This is a genomic window from Leuconostoc fallax, from assembly GCF_004354645.1.
Lineage (GTDB): Bacteria > Bacillota > Bacilli > Lactobacillales > Lactobacillaceae > Leuconostoc_B > Leuconostoc_B fallax.
In genome coordinates, this window is the sequence record NZ_PUFI01000013.1 from 47,939 (window position 1) to 63,837 (window position 15,899).

General features: G+C 38.6%; 15 protein-coding genes. 13 read left to right on the forward strand and 2 right to left on the reverse strand.

Annotated features, from left to right (window positions below; all coding sequences use genetic code 11):
• Window positions 1-95 precede the first annotated feature (95 nt).
• From C5L23_RS04075 to C5L23_RS04095, 5 genes are all read left to right on the forward strand, one after another.
• Window positions 96-404 carry a PadR family transcriptional regulator gene (locus C5L23_RS04075; protein WP_010006698.1) on the forward strand — a complete coding sequence of 103 codons (309 nt, stop codon included), beginning with the start codon at window positions 96-98 and terminating at the stop codon, window positions 402-404.
• Between the two features lie 4 nt (window positions 405-408).
• Window positions 409-1,002, forward strand: coding sequence for a DUF1700 domain-containing protein (locus tag C5L23_RS04080; protein WP_010006696.1), 594 nt, complete (start codon window positions 409-411; stop codon window positions 1,000-1,002).
• 12 nt (window positions 1,003-1,014) lie between these two features.
• Window positions 1,015-1,998, forward strand: coding sequence for a DUF4097 family beta strand repeat-containing protein (locus C5L23_RS04085; protein WP_010006695.1), 984 nt, complete (start codon window positions 1,015-1,017; stop codon window positions 1,996-1,998).
• A gap of 300 nt (window positions 1,999-2,298) precedes the next feature.
• Window positions 2,299-3,669 (forward strand): branched-chain amino acid transport system II carrier protein, encoded by a 1,371-nt coding sequence (gene brnQ, locus C5L23_RS04090; RefSeq protein ID WP_133264321.1) that lies wholly within the window; start codon window positions 2,299-2,301, stop codon window positions 3,667-3,669.
• 122 nt (window positions 3,670-3,791) lie between these two features.
• Complete coding sequence (locus C5L23_RS04095) at window positions 3,792-4,949, forward strand: baeRF6 domain-containing protein (protein ID WP_133264322.1); 1,158 nt, start codon at window positions 3,792-3,794, stop codon at window positions 4,947-4,949.
• A gap of 39 nt (window positions 4,950-4,988) precedes the next feature.
• Here C5L23_RS04095 and C5L23_RS04100 read toward each other — a convergent pair whose 3' ends face one another.
• Together C5L23_RS04100 and C5L23_RS04105 are read right to left on the reverse strand one after the other, a co-directional pair.
• Window positions 4,989-5,489, reverse strand: coding sequence for a phosphatidylglycerophosphatase A family protein (locus tag C5L23_RS04100; RefSeq protein ID WP_010006689.1), 501 nt, complete (start codon window positions 5,487-5,489; stop codon window positions 4,989-4,991).
• 73 nt (window positions 5,490-5,562) lie between these two features.
• The gene (locus tag C5L23_RS04105) at window positions 5,563-6,183 is read right to left on the reverse strand and encodes a TetR/AcrR family transcriptional regulator (RefSeq protein WP_010006688.1); all 621 of its coding nucleotides are present in this window, start codon (window positions 6,181-6,183) and stop codon (window positions 5,563-5,565) included.
• Window positions 6,184-6,343: 160 nt separating this feature from the next.
• Between C5L23_RS04105 and C5L23_RS04110 the strand changes: the two genes are divergently transcribed.
• The 8 genes from C5L23_RS04110 to C5L23_RS04145 all read left to right on the forward strand — a co-directional run bounded on the left by C5L23_RS04110 (window position 6,344) and on the right by C5L23_RS04145 (window position 15,882).
• Window positions 6,344-9,139 (forward strand): YhgE/Pip domain-containing protein, encoded by a 2,796-nt coding sequence (locus C5L23_RS04110; protein ID WP_010006687.1) that lies wholly within the window; start codon window positions 6,344-6,346, stop codon window positions 9,137-9,139.
• A gap of 407 nt (window positions 9,140-9,546) precedes the next feature.
• The gene (gene trpB / locus C5L23_RS04115) at window positions 9,547-10,734 is read left to right on the forward strand and encodes a tryptophan synthase subunit beta (protein WP_133264332.1); all 1,188 of its coding nucleotides are present in this window, start codon (window positions 9,547-9,549) and stop codon (window positions 10,732-10,734) included.
• Window positions 10,727-11,740: an anthranilate phosphoribosyltransferase gene (gene trpD / locus C5L23_RS04120; protein WP_010006686.1), complete on the forward strand. Its 1,014-nt coding sequence runs from the start codon at window positions 10,727-10,729 to the stop codon at window positions 11,738-11,740. Before trpB ends, trpD begins: the two co-directional genes overlap by 8 nt.
• A gap of 2 nt (window positions 11,741-11,742) precedes the next feature.
• Window positions 11,743-12,537 (forward strand): indole-3-glycerol phosphate synthase TrpC, encoded by a 795-nt coding sequence (gene trpC, locus C5L23_RS04125; protein WP_010006684.1) that lies wholly within the window; start codon window positions 11,743-11,745, stop codon window positions 12,535-12,537.
• On the forward strand, window positions 12,527-13,123 hold the full coding sequence (locus C5L23_RS04130; protein WP_237697859.1) for a phosphoribosylanthranilate isomerase: 597 nt from the start codon (window positions 12,527-12,529) through the stop codon (window positions 13,121-13,123). Before trpC ends, C5L23_RS04130 begins: the two co-directional genes overlap by 11 nt.
• Complete coding sequence (gene trpA / locus C5L23_RS04135; RefSeq protein WP_133264323.1) at window positions 13,124-13,906, forward strand: tryptophan synthase subunit alpha; 783 nt, start codon at window positions 13,124-13,126, stop codon at window positions 13,904-13,906. It abuts the gene before it with no gap.
• Window positions 13,899-15,308, forward strand: coding sequence for an anthranilate synthase component I (gene trpE, locus C5L23_RS04140; RefSeq protein WP_010006679.1), 1,410 nt, complete (start codon window positions 13,899-13,901; stop codon window positions 15,306-15,308). Before trpA ends, trpE begins: the two co-directional genes overlap by 8 nt.
• A complete protein-coding gene (locus tag C5L23_RS04145; RefSeq protein ID WP_133264324.1) occupies window positions 15,292-15,882 on the forward strand; it encodes an anthranilate synthase component II in 591 nt (196 codons plus the stop codon). Before trpE ends, C5L23_RS04145 begins: the two co-directional genes overlap by 17 nt.
• Window positions 15,883-15,899 lie beyond the last annotated feature (17 nt).

Genomic DNA, 15,899 nt, shown 5'->3' on the forward strand with positions numbered 1-15,899 from the left:
GTTGACTTGCCATTTTTTATTGACAAAATAATGAAAGATTAATATACTATTTTTGAACATATATTATATGTCGTATAGTATTGGAGAAAATAAGTATGGCAATTCAAATGAGTTCAGAATTATTGGATGGCTGTGTTCTAGCCGTATTAGACCAAGAAGACTATTATGGTTACGCGCTTACACAAAGAATACAGGCAACAATCTCTGTTTCGGAGTCCACGTTATATCCTGTATTAAGGCGATTAAAAAATAATCAATTCGTCACAACTTATGACCAACCTTATCAAGGTCGAAATCGGCGTTACTATCAAATTACCGCACAGGGTCGTGATGAATTGACACGCATACGTCAGGATTGGGTAATATTCCAAGCAAATATTGACGCACTATTGAAAGAGAGATAAGCAGATGGAGAATTATTTAGCTGAATTAGAGCAACTATTGCATCAGTTGCGGCCGTCAGATAAAGATGAAGCGATGGATTTTTATCGTGAATATTTGATGGATGCTGATTTGACAACATATCAACAATGCATTGATGAATTAGGCACACCAAAACAATTATCACGGAAAATTTTAGCCGACTATTCGATTAAGGCAGATGAGACATCAACTAATTATTCGGATAATAAAAATTCACGCTCAAATATCAGGTTAATTTGGTGGATTGCCTTGGCACTATTAGCTTCACCATTAGCTTTACCTGTATTTATTGCTCTGGTAACAGGCGCTGCTGTTGCCTTTGCATTAGTCGTCACTTTGTTTGTGGTTATTGCGACTTTTGGTATAACAAGTCTTGTATTAGTGATTGCCGGTATTGGCATCTTGTTACAGTCAATTTGGACGGGATTATATTATATTGGCGGTGGATTATTGATTTTAGGTATTATGTTAGTCGTCATACCAGTTACGATGAGTTTACTGAAGTGGCTAATCGCTAAAATAGCGCAACTTAGTAAAGCACTTTATCGTCGTTTTACCGATAGCAAGCATATGCATTAGGAAGGAAATAACATGAAACGAAGTATTAAAATTGGATTGAGTTTAATGATTATTGGTGCTGTGCTATCCTTGTTTGGATTCCTTTTTGGTGGTGCTTCTAGTACGATTACTTGGCATGACGGCCTTAAAGTGATTGATCGCAAAACACGAAAAGAAAAAATGTTACAACAATCATATACTTATGACACTGTCAAAAATATTGAGGTATCAACGGCTCTACCTGTACGAATTATTAAGGGTGATGTTGATAAGGTTACGGTTAAAGCAACGGCTTATCATGAATTACCAGAGGTTAACCACACAAAAAATGATTTAAAAGTTATTGATAAACAGACAAGTGGTGCAAATCAAAGCAAGGGTGAATTCCATATCAGTGGTTTCTCTTGGCATTATAATAATTGGGATAGCCTAGGGGGAGTCACCATTACTCTGCCACAATCACAGCATTTATCTGATATTCAAATCACAGGGCAAAATAACGGTGATGTTCTTCTAACTGATATCCAATCGGATAAAATAGCCATTCAACATGTGGCTGATATCAATCTCAAAAATATAAAAGTGACGCATGATCTAACGCTTAATGATATTGTAGATGGCCATTTAAGTGATGTAACCGCATCAACGGCGACGATTCAAAGTGATGATGGTGATTTAGCCATGCAAAATTCACAAATTAATAATCGTTTGACAATTCAGCTTGGCGATGGCGACTTGAGTATGCATCAAAATGATCTTCATTCTGGTGAAGTACACACAGCAGATGGTGATATTAGTTTACTGGGTAATCGCTTGACTGATCGATTGGCCGTCACAACACAAGATGGTGATATTTCGGCTTCTATTGGTACAAGTAGTGTTACTGCTAAAACATTAGATGGTGACTTATCAGCGTTTAATCAGCATGGTGATGATCAAACAAGTTACACACATAAAGGAAAGGCTGGATCATATGTCATTACCACGGATAGTGGTGATGTGGCAATTAAGCGATAAATATATTATTTGTTAGATGTTAAGATATATTGACAAAATATTATGATAATGTTTTAATTGAATTATTATTTAATAAGAAAAAGGTAACAAATGTACACAAGTAACGTCGTAACTGAATTAGTGATTATCAGCGCCATTATTATTATCTAATCATAATGGGCTGATATTTAGTGTTGCGCATTATGATTCACATCAATAATGCGCAGCTGACTGATTAATTTATAAGTGATACTTGTAACTCGATTAGCTGTAGTCATACAGTTAATCGAGTTTTTTGTTATTTGAAGGAGAAGAGAGAATATGACACAACAACATCATTGGCGAAAGACGATTTTAGTCGCTTCTTTAATATTTGGTATGTTTTTTGGTGCGGGAAACTTAATTTTTCCAGTACAGCTCGGTCAATTGGCCGGCGCGAATTGGTTACCAGCTACCCTAGGATTTTTAGTTACTGGAACATTGGTGCCATTTTTGGCAATGTTGGCAGTCAGCGTGACAAGGAGTCGTGGTGTGTATGATATTGCCAAACCAGTAGCACCGTGGTTTGGTACATTATTTTTAGTCATGCTACATTTAACGATTGGTCCATTTTTTGGGACACCACGGACAGCTGCTACAGCATTCTCAATGGGTGTGGCACCGTTTTTACCGGGTTCACTTCAGACCGGTGGCATGTTTATTTTTTCTGCTCTGTTTTTTGGCTTAGCATATGTGCTGAGTGTGAAACAATCTAATCTTGTATCATGGATTGGTAAATATCTTAATCCGCTATTCTTAATTTTATTAGTTGGCATTTTGTGTATTGCATTACTTGTACCGATGGGTAACTTGCAACAAACGGTCAATACAGCTTATCAACAAAATGCGGTATTTCAAGGATTTTTAGATGGCTATAATACAATGGATGGTATCGCTTTATTGGCATTAGCGGTGACCGTCGTTTACGCTGTTAAAGGTCTAGGTTATCATGATGATGAGGTACCTAAAATGGTAGCTAAAGCTGGTATGCTGAGCATTGTCGTTGAAGCTGCATTTTATACAGCGCTCGTATTGCTGGGGACATCAAGTTTAGGTGCTTTTAAGGTTTCGGCTAATGGTGGCGATACTTTTGCACAGATTGTTGGGCATTACGCTGGTAATTTTGGTACTTTATTCACAGGTGTTGTGGTAACTTTAGCTGTTTTTACAACAGCTATGGGATTATTTGCATCATTTGCACAAGATATGCACAAAGCATTTCCGAAAGTGAGTTATTTGAACTGGTTGCGGGTTATCGCTGCTGGATCGTTTATCACGGCAAATGCTGGATTAACCAACATTGTTGCTTGGGCAGTGCCGGTCTTGATGTTGATGTATCCATTTGCACTTTCTTTGATTGCTTTATCATTACTAGCAAAATTTTTCAATCGATCAGCGATTGTTTATCAAATGGTGATGGTTTTTGTGATAGGTCCTGCATGTTTAGATGCTTTATCTAATTCACCAGTATCAGTAGTAGGGTGGGTATCTCAAATTGTGACAACTTATCATCAGGTTGTGCCGTTAGCGGCGCAGGGGATGGGCTGGGTTGTTCCCGGAATGGTAGGTCTCATGTTAGGATATGCGGTGTATCGTGTTCAGACGCTTAATGCTAAAAAAATAGACATACGTGATACTACTTTGTCGGAGTAGTCATTGTAATTGTAAGCGTTTGCGTAAAACGTATGACATACGTTACACTAAGGGTAAGCATCCACATGATGCAAGCATATATCGAATAATATGATGTTGAAACTGACAAGGAGGGTATTGTTATGCAAAACACGTTGACGCAACAATTGTCTGAGGCTTTTAATACCAATGAATCTGAGGTTTTTATTTCGATTTATTTACGAATTCGTAAAGCAACCAAAGGGTTAGAGTGGCAGAAACTTCATTTTAAGCAGTTGGTTGAACAAGCAGAAAAAAAATTTAAGCAACAGTTTACGGATAAAGAGTGGCAGTTATTTAACGATGAATTTCAAGAGGTGCTATCGGATAGTACTTTTTGGGATCAGCACTTAGGTCAGTCTGTTGGTATCTTTACTAATAGTCAAAAACTGGTTGTTGTGGATTTAAAGCATATTGAAATTGAACAAGTTCACGTTTCTGATTTACCGGCTATTTTACCGTTAGTTGCGGATGAACAAGTGTATCCAACAGTTGATATATTAGCTTTACAGAATAAAACATTCGCTTATTATAAAGTGCGCGATGGTATCATAACAGAAATGGCCTTCCCAGATAACGCACCCACAACCCTTACAAAGGCATTGGGAAGTGAAAAGACTGATAGAATGGTTAACTTTAATGCAAGTCCTTCAGGCGGTAGTCGTAATCATGGTGCAACATTCCATGGCCACAGTAGTGCAGATGATGAGCGTGAAGTGGATCAAACCAACTTCTTTAGAGCTGTTTCAAAATATTTACAACAACATGAAGATATCGATCAAAATATACCAGTCGTTTTGTTCGCTGAGCCACGCCAACAAGCGGTTTATCGTGAAGTTAGTAAGTCACAACGCATTAGTGAGGCGCTAAGCATTGATAAGTCACCAGCAAAGCTAACATTAGCCGAAGTTCGTGATGCAGTATCTGTTATTCAAACACAGTGGCAAGCACTTCGCACGCAATCATTGACAGCACAATATGATAAGGCAGTGGGACAACAATTAGTATTAGATCGGATTGATACAATGATTGAACCAGCCACAAACGGTCAAATTAGAACTTTATATGTTTCGCCTGATAGCCGTTTTGAGGGGTATTTCACCGCTGACCAAGAAGGTCAATTTACCATTGTTGATCAATTACAAGATGACATTATAGAAAAAATTAGTGATATTGTTTGGCAGCAGGGTGGTGACATTGAAGTGGTTGCTTTACAGGCCATTCAGAGCCAATCTCCGGCTGTTGCGATATTACGCTATTAATAAAAAATTAATAAAAAAGAACCCGAGAGGGTTCTTTTTTTATGCATACTTATGTGCAATTTTAGCAGCTACGGCCGTTGCGAGGGCACCAACGATGTCATCAATGAAAGTGTTAACATGACCGGATTTATCTTCATCAAGTTGCTTAATAATGCCATGCTTGACTTTATCTGTGTAACCATAGTTGGTTACGCCAATCGTACCGTAAATATTAGCAATACTGAGTGCTAAACCTTCATCGACGCCAAATACCGAGGAATCATTTGTAATGATATCTTGCAATGGCTGTTTCAGCAAACCTTCTGTTGCCAAACGATCGAGTTCCAAGGCAACCATAGCGTTGCTAAGTACTTCGCGTTTTTTCATAACATTTTGGGTTTCTTGTTCAAATTCTGATAGTGGAATGTCTGGTAAGTATTGTTTTTGTAGGTCATAAGTAATTTTAGCAATCTCATGATAAGTAACACCTTTGGTAGCCAATGCGGCTGTGACGTATTCATAGGCAGCTTTATCGGGATAGCGAAAATTTGAATTGTACATATTGTTAAAAATCTCCCTTAATTATAAATAATTTATCTTAGCTTAACATATCCGGCGATCAATCGCGGTTGTTTCATCGATTACTTTCCGGAAAAACTAAAAGCTGTTGTGGTGACAAGAAACGGCTTTTGAGTAGAATATCAGCAACAATTTGAGGGCTTTCGGGATTGGGTTTGCGCAACCAATGTGTAACGGTATTGATGAGACTGCTTAAAATAATTTCTTTTGTGTAATCGAGGGGCATAATATCAGAATAATCACCATGCCGCTTATGCAGACCTTCTGTCATTTCAAGATCAATGAGTGTTTTAATTTGATTAATAAAATTTTGATCACCATTATCAGATAAAATGGCTTGAAATGTTTCACGCTCACTATCGATATAGCCTAAAGCTTGGATAAAAACATTGTATGGTGAAGATAGAATATTTTGAATTTCATCATGTGACCACGATGAATAGGCCGTCAGCTCTTCATGCATGGCTTGCTGAATATTGTGATACAAATGATTTTCAATACTCGATAATAAATCATATTTGTCTACATAGTGTGTGTAGAAAGTACCACGGTTAATTTCAGCGATCCTTGTAATATCCGATACAGTTAGAGCAGTCATCCCTTTTTCATGGATTAATTGTATGAAGGCCTTTTTTATTTTAATTTTAGTTTGTTCAACTTGCTTCGCGTGTTCCAAATTTAAAACCCCTCAATTTTTGATTTCATAATACATTATTCAACAAGTTGTTGATTAATTCAACATAAACGCGAAAATTGTTTATTGTAATTCTTATACTTTTTAATTAATATAGTCAAAGATATTTAATGAACACCGTGTTGAATAAAAAGGAGATAAGATGTTATTTTCTGAGTGGAAAAATCTTTTGAAAAATAAATTTTTAATTATTGTCTTAGTTGCAATATTGGCTATTCCGTCAATATATGCTGTCACATTTCTAGTTTCTGTTTGGGATACATATGGGAAAGTGGATAATTTGCCAGTTGCTGTGGTTAATCATGATCAAGCTGTCAAGTATCATGGGAAAACAATCAATATTGGCGATGATTTGGAAAAGAATTTGAAGGATTCTAGTGCTTTGGATTTTAGATTTCCAAGTCAAAAAGCAGCAGATGATGGTTTGAAAAACGGTAAATATTATATGGTATTAGAAATGCCAAATAATATGTCAAAGAGTGCTACAACCGTGATGGATAAGCACCCGCAGAAGATGACGATAACCTACAAAACAAGTTCCGGACATAGCTTTATTGCTAGTAAAATGACGGGTAGCGCTGCCGAGAAAATAACACAAAAAATATCTGACAATGTCTCAAAATTATATGCCAAAACATTATTGAATCAAATGCAACAAATGGGAATGGGTATGAGTACTGCAGCAACAGCTAACGGTAAGTTGTCTAATGGGACAAAAAGTATTCAGTCAGGGACTGATCAAATTGCGCATAATCTTGATAAACTATCACGTAGCAGCTTAGTATTTAAAGATGGTGCGAATACTTTGGAAAAAGGATTGAGTCAATATACAGTAGGTACGCAAAAATTATCACAAGGGAGTCAACGTTTATCAGCTGGTCTTGGCAAGATGGACACGCAAGTACCCAAATTATCACAAGGCATGCAACAACTTAGTCAGGGATCTAATATATTAACAACCGGAATCGCTGCTTATACTAATGGTGTATCTAGTGTCGACTCAGGCGCACAAAAATTAAATCAAGGTATGGGTCAACTTTCTCAAAATACCAGTCAATTAGGTCAGGCTGTATACCAATTGAATGCGGGTGCAAGTCAATTGGTTAGTGGTGTTCAAGGCTATACAGGTGGTACAAATAAGGCCTTCGAGAGTAGTAAGCAATTATCGGATGCTTTAGAACAACTCAACCAAACACTTAATCATCAAACACCCTCAACTCAAAGCGCCGCATTGTCACGAAACCTATCAGATTTTCAAAACGGCCTTTCACAATTGGAAAAGCAATTAGATGAATCGAGTCAAAGCCAAAAGTCGTCATCAAACATAACGACAACGTTAACAGCGATTAGCCATGATTTAACAACCTTGAGCAATCAAGCACAACAACCAGCTAAGCAATCTGATAGTGCGGCTATTGCATCAAAAATAGACCAAGTTGCTAAAACACAGCATCTAACAGCAGAACAAGTTACGGCTTTGAAATCTACTTTAAGCAGCAATGAAAATGCGCCAACACAACAAAGCACGAGCACAGAGGCTGCGATTGCGGATGCTAAGCAGCAAATTTCAGTGCTCACAAGCGAACTGAATAAGTCTGAAAATACGACACCATCAACCGCCGTTAAAGTGACGATAAAAGATTTAAATGCTAAATTTGGTAGTGCTAATGATGCGAATACATTATATGGCGGAATTTATCAGGCCTTAGAAAATCAAGGTAGTTTAAGTGACAAAGTATCGCAACTATCAGTGGGTGCGAATCATTTATCTCAGGGCTTAGCACAACTTAGCCAGCGCTCAGAAACTTTAAACAATGGGGCGACACGAATTGCTGGTAGTCTAGCTGTCCTTGATGGTAAGATGCCAGAGTTAGTACAGGGTGCTCGTACCTTGTCTAATGGTAGTCAATCCTTGGCACAAGGGACACAACAGTTGAACAGTAAGGGCGCTAAGCTTCAAAGTGGCTCTGCTAAGGTCAATACTGGTCTAAATCAAGTCAATCATCAGTTGCCTGCACTGTCTACGGGTGTCCATCAGCTCACAACGGGTAGCCAACAATTGACTAATGGATTAGGACAATTGGTTGATAATGGACCAAAACTGACGTCCGGTGCTACAAAATTAGCCACTGGCGCTGATAAATTGAGTCAAGGATCCGGGCAATTAGCTTCTGGTGCTCAAAAAGTAACAACAGCAGTTGGTAAGGTACATGACGGCAATCAAACGCTACATGATAAATTAAGTCGAGCAGGTCATGCCGTTCAACAACTCAATCATGGTAATCAAAATGATCAACAGATTGCGCAACCTGCTAAAACAAAACATGTTGAAACCGATACAGTCAAGAATAACGGGACTGCAATGGCACCTTATATGATGTCTGTTTCATTATTTGTTGGTGCCGTTTCATTGAACTTAATGTTTGATATGTATACACCAAAACAGTATCCAAAGAATGCGCGACAATGGTTTTTGAGTAAAATGATGATTTTATATCCATTTGCCTGGGCACAAGCAACATTGGAGTATATATTAATGGTTAAATGTGTTGGTTTGGAAGCTGTGAGTTACACCAATACGTACTGGATGTTAGTTGCTATTTCCTTTGCTCTAACGACATTGGTTACAAGTTTAAATGTTTTATTTGGTAAGATTGGCTCCTTCTTTGCGATGATTTTAATGGTGCTACAGTTGGGTGGTTCAGGTGGAACCTATCCACTAGAACTGACTAATTCATTTTTTACAACTATCAGTCCTTATCTGCCATTAACATACGCTGTTAATGGGTTGCGGCAAACCTTAATGATTGGTAATGGTATGTCACCTAATATTGAAATATTGTTACTCATATTTATTGTCTTTAGCTTATTGCTGTGGTTATTCTTTAGATTACAATACAAAAAATTGCGGCCTGTTTCTTTTGAATCAGCCTCATAAAACAAAAAATTAATATTAATTTGCATTAAAAGTTTGACATTTTTATCATTTCACTGTATTGTTATGTCAACAAGTAAATCGTCCGAAACAAACCGTTGATATGGAGATCAAACCAATGATGCGCGCAAAGAGAGTTCAGGGGGCTGAGAGCTGAACCGAAATGCAAATTGGCAAATGGACCATTGAGGGTCAGATGAAAGATTAGTATCTAATCAAGTACTTCTGAACGTGCGACATACGTCAGTTGTCAACACTTTGTTAGAAGTGTGTGGAGGAGTGAAAACTGTGTTCTTTTGTGAACGCTGTTTTCAAACTAAGGTGGCACCGCGGGAAACCGTCCTTAACTATCCATGAGGTAGTTTTGGGCGGTTTTTATTGTGGACAAAAATACTTAGGAGAAATAAATGATGATACCCAAAGGTTATTACGGCGAATACGGTGGCAGTTATATTCCAGAATTATTAGTTCCAGCTGTTCAAGAAGTAGGTGCTGCTTATGAAAAGTATCGCGACGATCCAGATTTTAATGCAGAATTTGAAACATTATTGCGCGACTATGCGGGTCGCCCCTCAATGTTATATGATGCACAAAACTTAACGAATACACTAGGTGGTGCACACATCTATTTGAAGCGTGAAGATCTCAATCATACGGGTGCACACAAAATTAATAATGTTTTGGGTCAAGCATTGCTCGCAAAAAAAATGGGCAAGACACGTTTAATTGCAGAAACTGGCGCTGGACAGCATGGTGTTGCAACAGCTACAGTTGCAGCGTTGTTCGGTATGGAAGCTGAAATCTTTATGGGAGAGGAAGATACAGAACGTCAAAAGTTGAATGTTTATCGTATGGAACTATTGGGTGCCAAAGTGAATGCCGTAAAAACGGGGACACGAACATTAAAGGATGCGGTCAACGCAGCATTTCAGAATTGGACCCAACGTATTGATGATACTTTTTATTTGATTGGTTCAGCAGTAGGGCCCTACCCATTTCCTGAAATGGTTAAGCATTTCCAAAGTGTGATTAGTCGCGAAGCGCGTGAACAATTATTGAGCGAGACAGGACGATTACCTGATGCTGTGATTGCTGCAGTTGGTGGTGGCTCTAATGCAATTGGTGCTTTTGCACATTTCATTGATGATCCAGAAGTTCGCTTGATTGGTGTTGAAGCAGCGGGTAAAGGTGTCGATACTGCTTTGCATGCTGCTACAATGGCGAAAGGATCTACTGGTATTTTCCACGGTATGAAGTCACGTTTTGTGCAAAGTGATGATGGACAAATTACACCAGTATATAGTATTTCAGCGGGGCTGGACTATCCAGGAATTGGCCCAGAACACGTTGCTTTAATGGATCGTGGCCGTGCGGAATATGTACCAATTACTGATGAGGAAGCTGTAGCTGCATTTGAACTGATTGCCAAAACAGAAGGCATTATCGCGGCGATTGAAAGTTGCCACGCCTTAGCGTATGCAGCTAAGTTAGCACCTACAATGGCGAAGGACCAAATTTTGATGGTCAATGTTTCAGGGCGTGGTGATAAAGATGTAGCCGCAATTGCACGTTACCGTGGGGTAGATATTCATGATTGAAACCGCATTAGAACTCCTTACAAATAACCAAGATTTAGATAGCAAAATGGCACAAGCAGTCATCGATGAAATGATGACTGGACAGACATCGGATATTCAAATTGCTGCTTATTTAGCTGCTTTAAGTACAAAAGGCGAAAGCATTGCAGAAATTACAGGATCTGCTCGTGCCATGAGACAACATGCTTTGCCAATTACAACACATCGACCAGTAATGGATATTGTTGGTACTGGTGGTGATCAATCGGGTACCTTTAATATTTCAACGACGACATCATTTGTTGTGACTGCCGCTGGCGTTCCAGTAGCCAAGCATGGGAATAACGCCGCTACTTCAAAGTCAGGTGCTGCTGACGTTCTCAGTGCACTCGGGGCCAAGATTGATTTACAACCGGAGCAAGTGGAAAAGTTACTTCATCAGACAGATCAAGCCTTCCTTTATGCCAGAACCTATCACCAAGCGATGAAATATGTGGCACCAGTTCGTCACAGTTTAGGTATTAAAACGATTTTTAATATTTTGGGTCCATTAACCAATCCAGCTAATCCGCAAACAATGCTGCTGGGTGCGTATGATAAGGCTTTGTTAGTTCCGTTGGCAAGGGTATTACATAACTTGGGTGTACAACATGCATTATTGGTACATGGTCAAGATGGTTTAGATGAAGTAAGTTTAAGCGCTGATACCGATATTGTTGAACTAAAAGATGGTCAAATAACAGAGATGACATTAGTACCCGAAGATTATGGTTTTGCTAAAGTACCATTAAGTGATTTAAAAGGTGGTACACCAAGCGAAAATGCCGGAATAACACGTGAAATTCTAAATGGCAATTGTCAAGATGCGAAGCGCCAAATTGTTATTTTGAATGCTGGTTGTGCACTATATGCTGCTAACTATGTTGACGATATTTCAGCAGGTATTCAATTGGCTCAAGAAACAATTGATGACGGCCGTGCTTTTGAACAGTTAACGCAGTTTATTCAGGCAACTCAGGAGGTTTAGGTATGATTTTAGATGATTTGGTGAGTGTAACCTTAACCAATATGGCACAACGACAACGTTTGATTAGTCCAGAAGATATGTACCATTTAGCGAACCAAAATATCGATACCTCATTGCGTGGACAACAATTCATGGAAAAGTTGCACCAACCAGAAATTACAATTATTGGTGAAATCAAACAAGCATCACCTTCTAAAGGGCAGATTGTGACAACGTTTAATTACGAAGATATTGCACGAGATTATCAAACAGGTGGCGTGGACATGATTTCAGTGCTAACTGAAACAGACTATTTTAAAGGTAGCCTGGATATTCTGCGCGATGTTAGAGCAATAGTGGATGTGCCTATTTTACGAAAAGACTTTACAGTTGATGCGTATATGATTGATGAGGCGCGTGTTAACGGTGCGCAAGTTGTCTTGTTAATCGTCGCGATTTTATCCGATGAACAACTGGTTAAATTTTTGAAACGGACGCATGAATTAGGAATGGTTGCCATTGTTGAAACACATGATCAAGAAGAAATTCAACGCGCTATTCAAGCTGGTGCGCAAATTATTGGTGTGAACAACCGTAATTTAAAGGACTTTTCAGTTAATATTCATCATACTTTAGCATTGCGTCAATCAATACCTGAACATATTGCGTTAATTGCTGAAAGTGGTATTCGTTCAGCTGAGGAAATACATGACATGTCAGTTGCTGGCGTTAATGGTTTTCTTATCGGTGAAACCTTAATGCGTGCATCTGATAAAGCACAGCAAATCAAAACTTTCAAGGCAGCATATGATGACTAAAATTAAGCTGTGCGGTAATTATCGTATGGAAGATGTGGCTTATATTAATACCGTCATGCCAGACTTTATGGGTGTTATTTTTGTACCAAATCGCCGGCGGAGTATCGATGCAACACAGGCTCTTAAAATGCGACAAGTATTAAACCCCACTATTCCGATGATTGGTGTTTTTCAAAATCAATCAATGGATGAGATTTTAAAGTTATATCATCAGGGAATTATTCAAGGTGCACAGCTACATGGGCAAGAAACTGAACATGAAGTACAAGTTTTGAAACAAGCGGGCATGCTTGTGATTAATGTTGTAGCAATTACACAATTAACGCAAAAAAGTACTGCGGATTATATTTTAGTTGATCATGCTGATGGTGGTCGGGGCCAAACAGTAGACTGGTACTCAATTCCTCAAAAGCGGACAAGACCACTGATTTTAGCAGGTGGATTAACAACAGAAAATATACAGCAAGCAATACAAATCGTCCAGCCAACCGTTGTCGATATTTCCAGTGGTAGCGAACGAGATGGTATGAAAAATCTACAATTAATGCGACAGTTAGTGGCATTAACGAGAAATGAGGATAAGTAAGTGGAGAAAAAAATAGTCGATATCTTTCAGCAACAAAAAGCACTCATTACATTCGTTGTTGCAGGTGACCCAGATTTTGATACAACAGTTGAAAATATTGTAGCATTGGCCGAAAGTGGTGCTGATTTAGTGGAAGTCGGTATTCCATTTAGTGATCCAGTTGCTGATGGTCCAGTGATTATGGCAGGCGATTTGCGTGCTTTTGAAGCGGGGTCAACGACAGTTAAAATTTTTGAAATGCTACGTCGAGTGCGTCAAAGGACAAATGTACCAATTGTTTTGTTAACATATATTAACCCTGTATTTAAGTTTGGGTATGATGCGTTTTTCAAAGAAATGGCACAAACAGAGATTCAAGGTATTATTGTACCTGATGTACCTTTGGAAGAACAAGGTGATTTACAAAAGGCAGCTGATCAATATCAACGTGATTTGATTCAACTCATTGCCCCAACTTCAATGGCACGTTTACCAAAGTTAGTTGAAAATGCGAGTGGCTTCTTGTACGTTGTGTCTTCCTTAGGAACAACCGGTCAGCGCGCAGACTTCAATAACGAAAGATTACAAGATGAAATCAAGCAAATTCGTCGAGTGACTCACTTACCAATTGCTATTGGTTTTGGTATTCATACGCCTGAACAAGTAGCAAAATTAGCACCATTAGCAGATGGTATTATTATTGGTTCAGGTGTTGTCGACGTCATTGCACAACATGGCACGTCAGCACCACAGTATTTACGTGAGTACGCCACAGCATTAAAGGCAGGGCTTCACGATGTATAAAACGAAAACGATTAATGCCGATACTATAACAGTTATTAGTGCTTATTTAAGATTGTCTGGACAAAATAAATTCTTGCTAGAGTCTGTCCCTAATGAAAAGGCGCAGGCACGTTATTCTATCATTGCCCGTAATCCCGTCAAAACAATTAAAGCGTATGGTCATGATTTTTATGTGAACGGATCCAAAAGACAAGTATTAGATCCACTCAAAGCACTACAAGATGAGGTGGTAACTGAAGATGTTGTGATACCTGGATTTCCTTTTCAAGGTGGTGCGATTGGGTACGTTGGTTTTGATACGTTTGGTTTATATGAACAGGTTGGTAAAGTACCGAAAGATGACCTTGGCCTACCAGATATTTATTTTTGCTTGTATGAATCCTTTATTATTTTTGATCACCAAAAAGAAACAATTACAATAGTAGAAATGAACAGTTATTCTCAACGTTTGGTAGTCGATATGGTAACAGCACTTCAGCAAACGATTGATGAATTATGGACACCAACATCATCCGAACATCATCCCATTCACCTAGGCGATTTTCATTATCAGTCTAATTTCACACAGGATGAATTTGAAACAGTTGTGAAAAAGGCAAAGCAATACATTGTTGAAGGGGATATGTTTCAGATGGTGCCTTCCCAACGACTAAGTGGTCAAGCCAATTTTGAACCATTTGATTATTATCGGAAGTTACGCATTACGAATCCGTCACCTTATCTTTACTTTATGGATTTTGGTCAGACACAAGTCATTGGGGCATCTCCGGAAAGTTTGGTGGCAGTACGTGATGGTCATGTTACGACAAATCCGATTGCGGGTACTAGAAGACGAGGTGCAACGAAGCAAGAAGATGAGCGATTAGCACATGAGCTGATGACAGACGAAAAAGAGATTGCCGAGCATAAAATGTTAGTTGATTTAGGTCGTAATGATTTAGGTCGTGTGGCAGAAATCGGCAGTGTCAATGTAACAAGTCTCATGAAAATTCAACGTTACCGTTATGTCATGCATCTTGCTAGTGAGGTAATGGGTCGTTTAAATTCACAGAAATCAGCTATAGATACTTTAAAAGCAACATTACCAGCTGGTACAGTGTCTGGTGCGCCTAAAATTCGAGCAATTCAACGTATTTATGAATTAGAACCAACGAAGCGTGGTGTTTATGCTGGTGCAGTTGGTTACTTATCTCAAAATGATCAAGCTGATTTTGCTATTGCCATTAGAACAATGGTTGTGCATAAAGGATATGCACATGTTCAGGCCGGTGCCGGTGTTGTTTATGATTCAGTTCCAACGAACGAATATCAAGAAACATTACAAAAGGCAAAAGCATTATTAAATGTGTTTGATTCGGCAATCTTAGATGAGAGGACAAGCAACGATGATACTATTAGTTGATAATTATGATTCCTTCACGTATAACTTAGTACAATTGGTTGGGACTTATAGTGATGTGATTGTGCGACGTAACGACGCAGATGATTTATATGATTTAGCCCAACAAAGCGATGGCATTATTTTTTCACCAGGACCTGGTAAACCAAGCGAAGCTGGTGAAATGGAAGCTTTAATTCAACGATTTAAGACTGAAAAACCAATGCTAGGTATTTGCTTAGGACACCAAGCTTTGGCCGAGGTTTTTGGTAGTCAGATTATTAAAGCAGTAACAGTTCGGCATGGTAAAACATCGTCTATTTGTCAAAGCGCAGAGAATATCATGTTTGCAGATTTATCGCAAGATTTTACAGTAATGCGATATCATTCATTAACGATTGATGAGGCAACAATACCAAGTGAATTACAGGTAACGGCACATGCGGATGATGACGGTGAGATTATGGCTATTCAACATCAAGAATTACCATTATACGGGTTGCAGTTTCATCCGGAATCTATTGGGACGCCAGAAGGCCAAGTGATGATTAAAAACTTCCTAATGCGTACAACAGCTAAAATAAAAAAAGACCAATAATAGGTCTTTTTTTATTT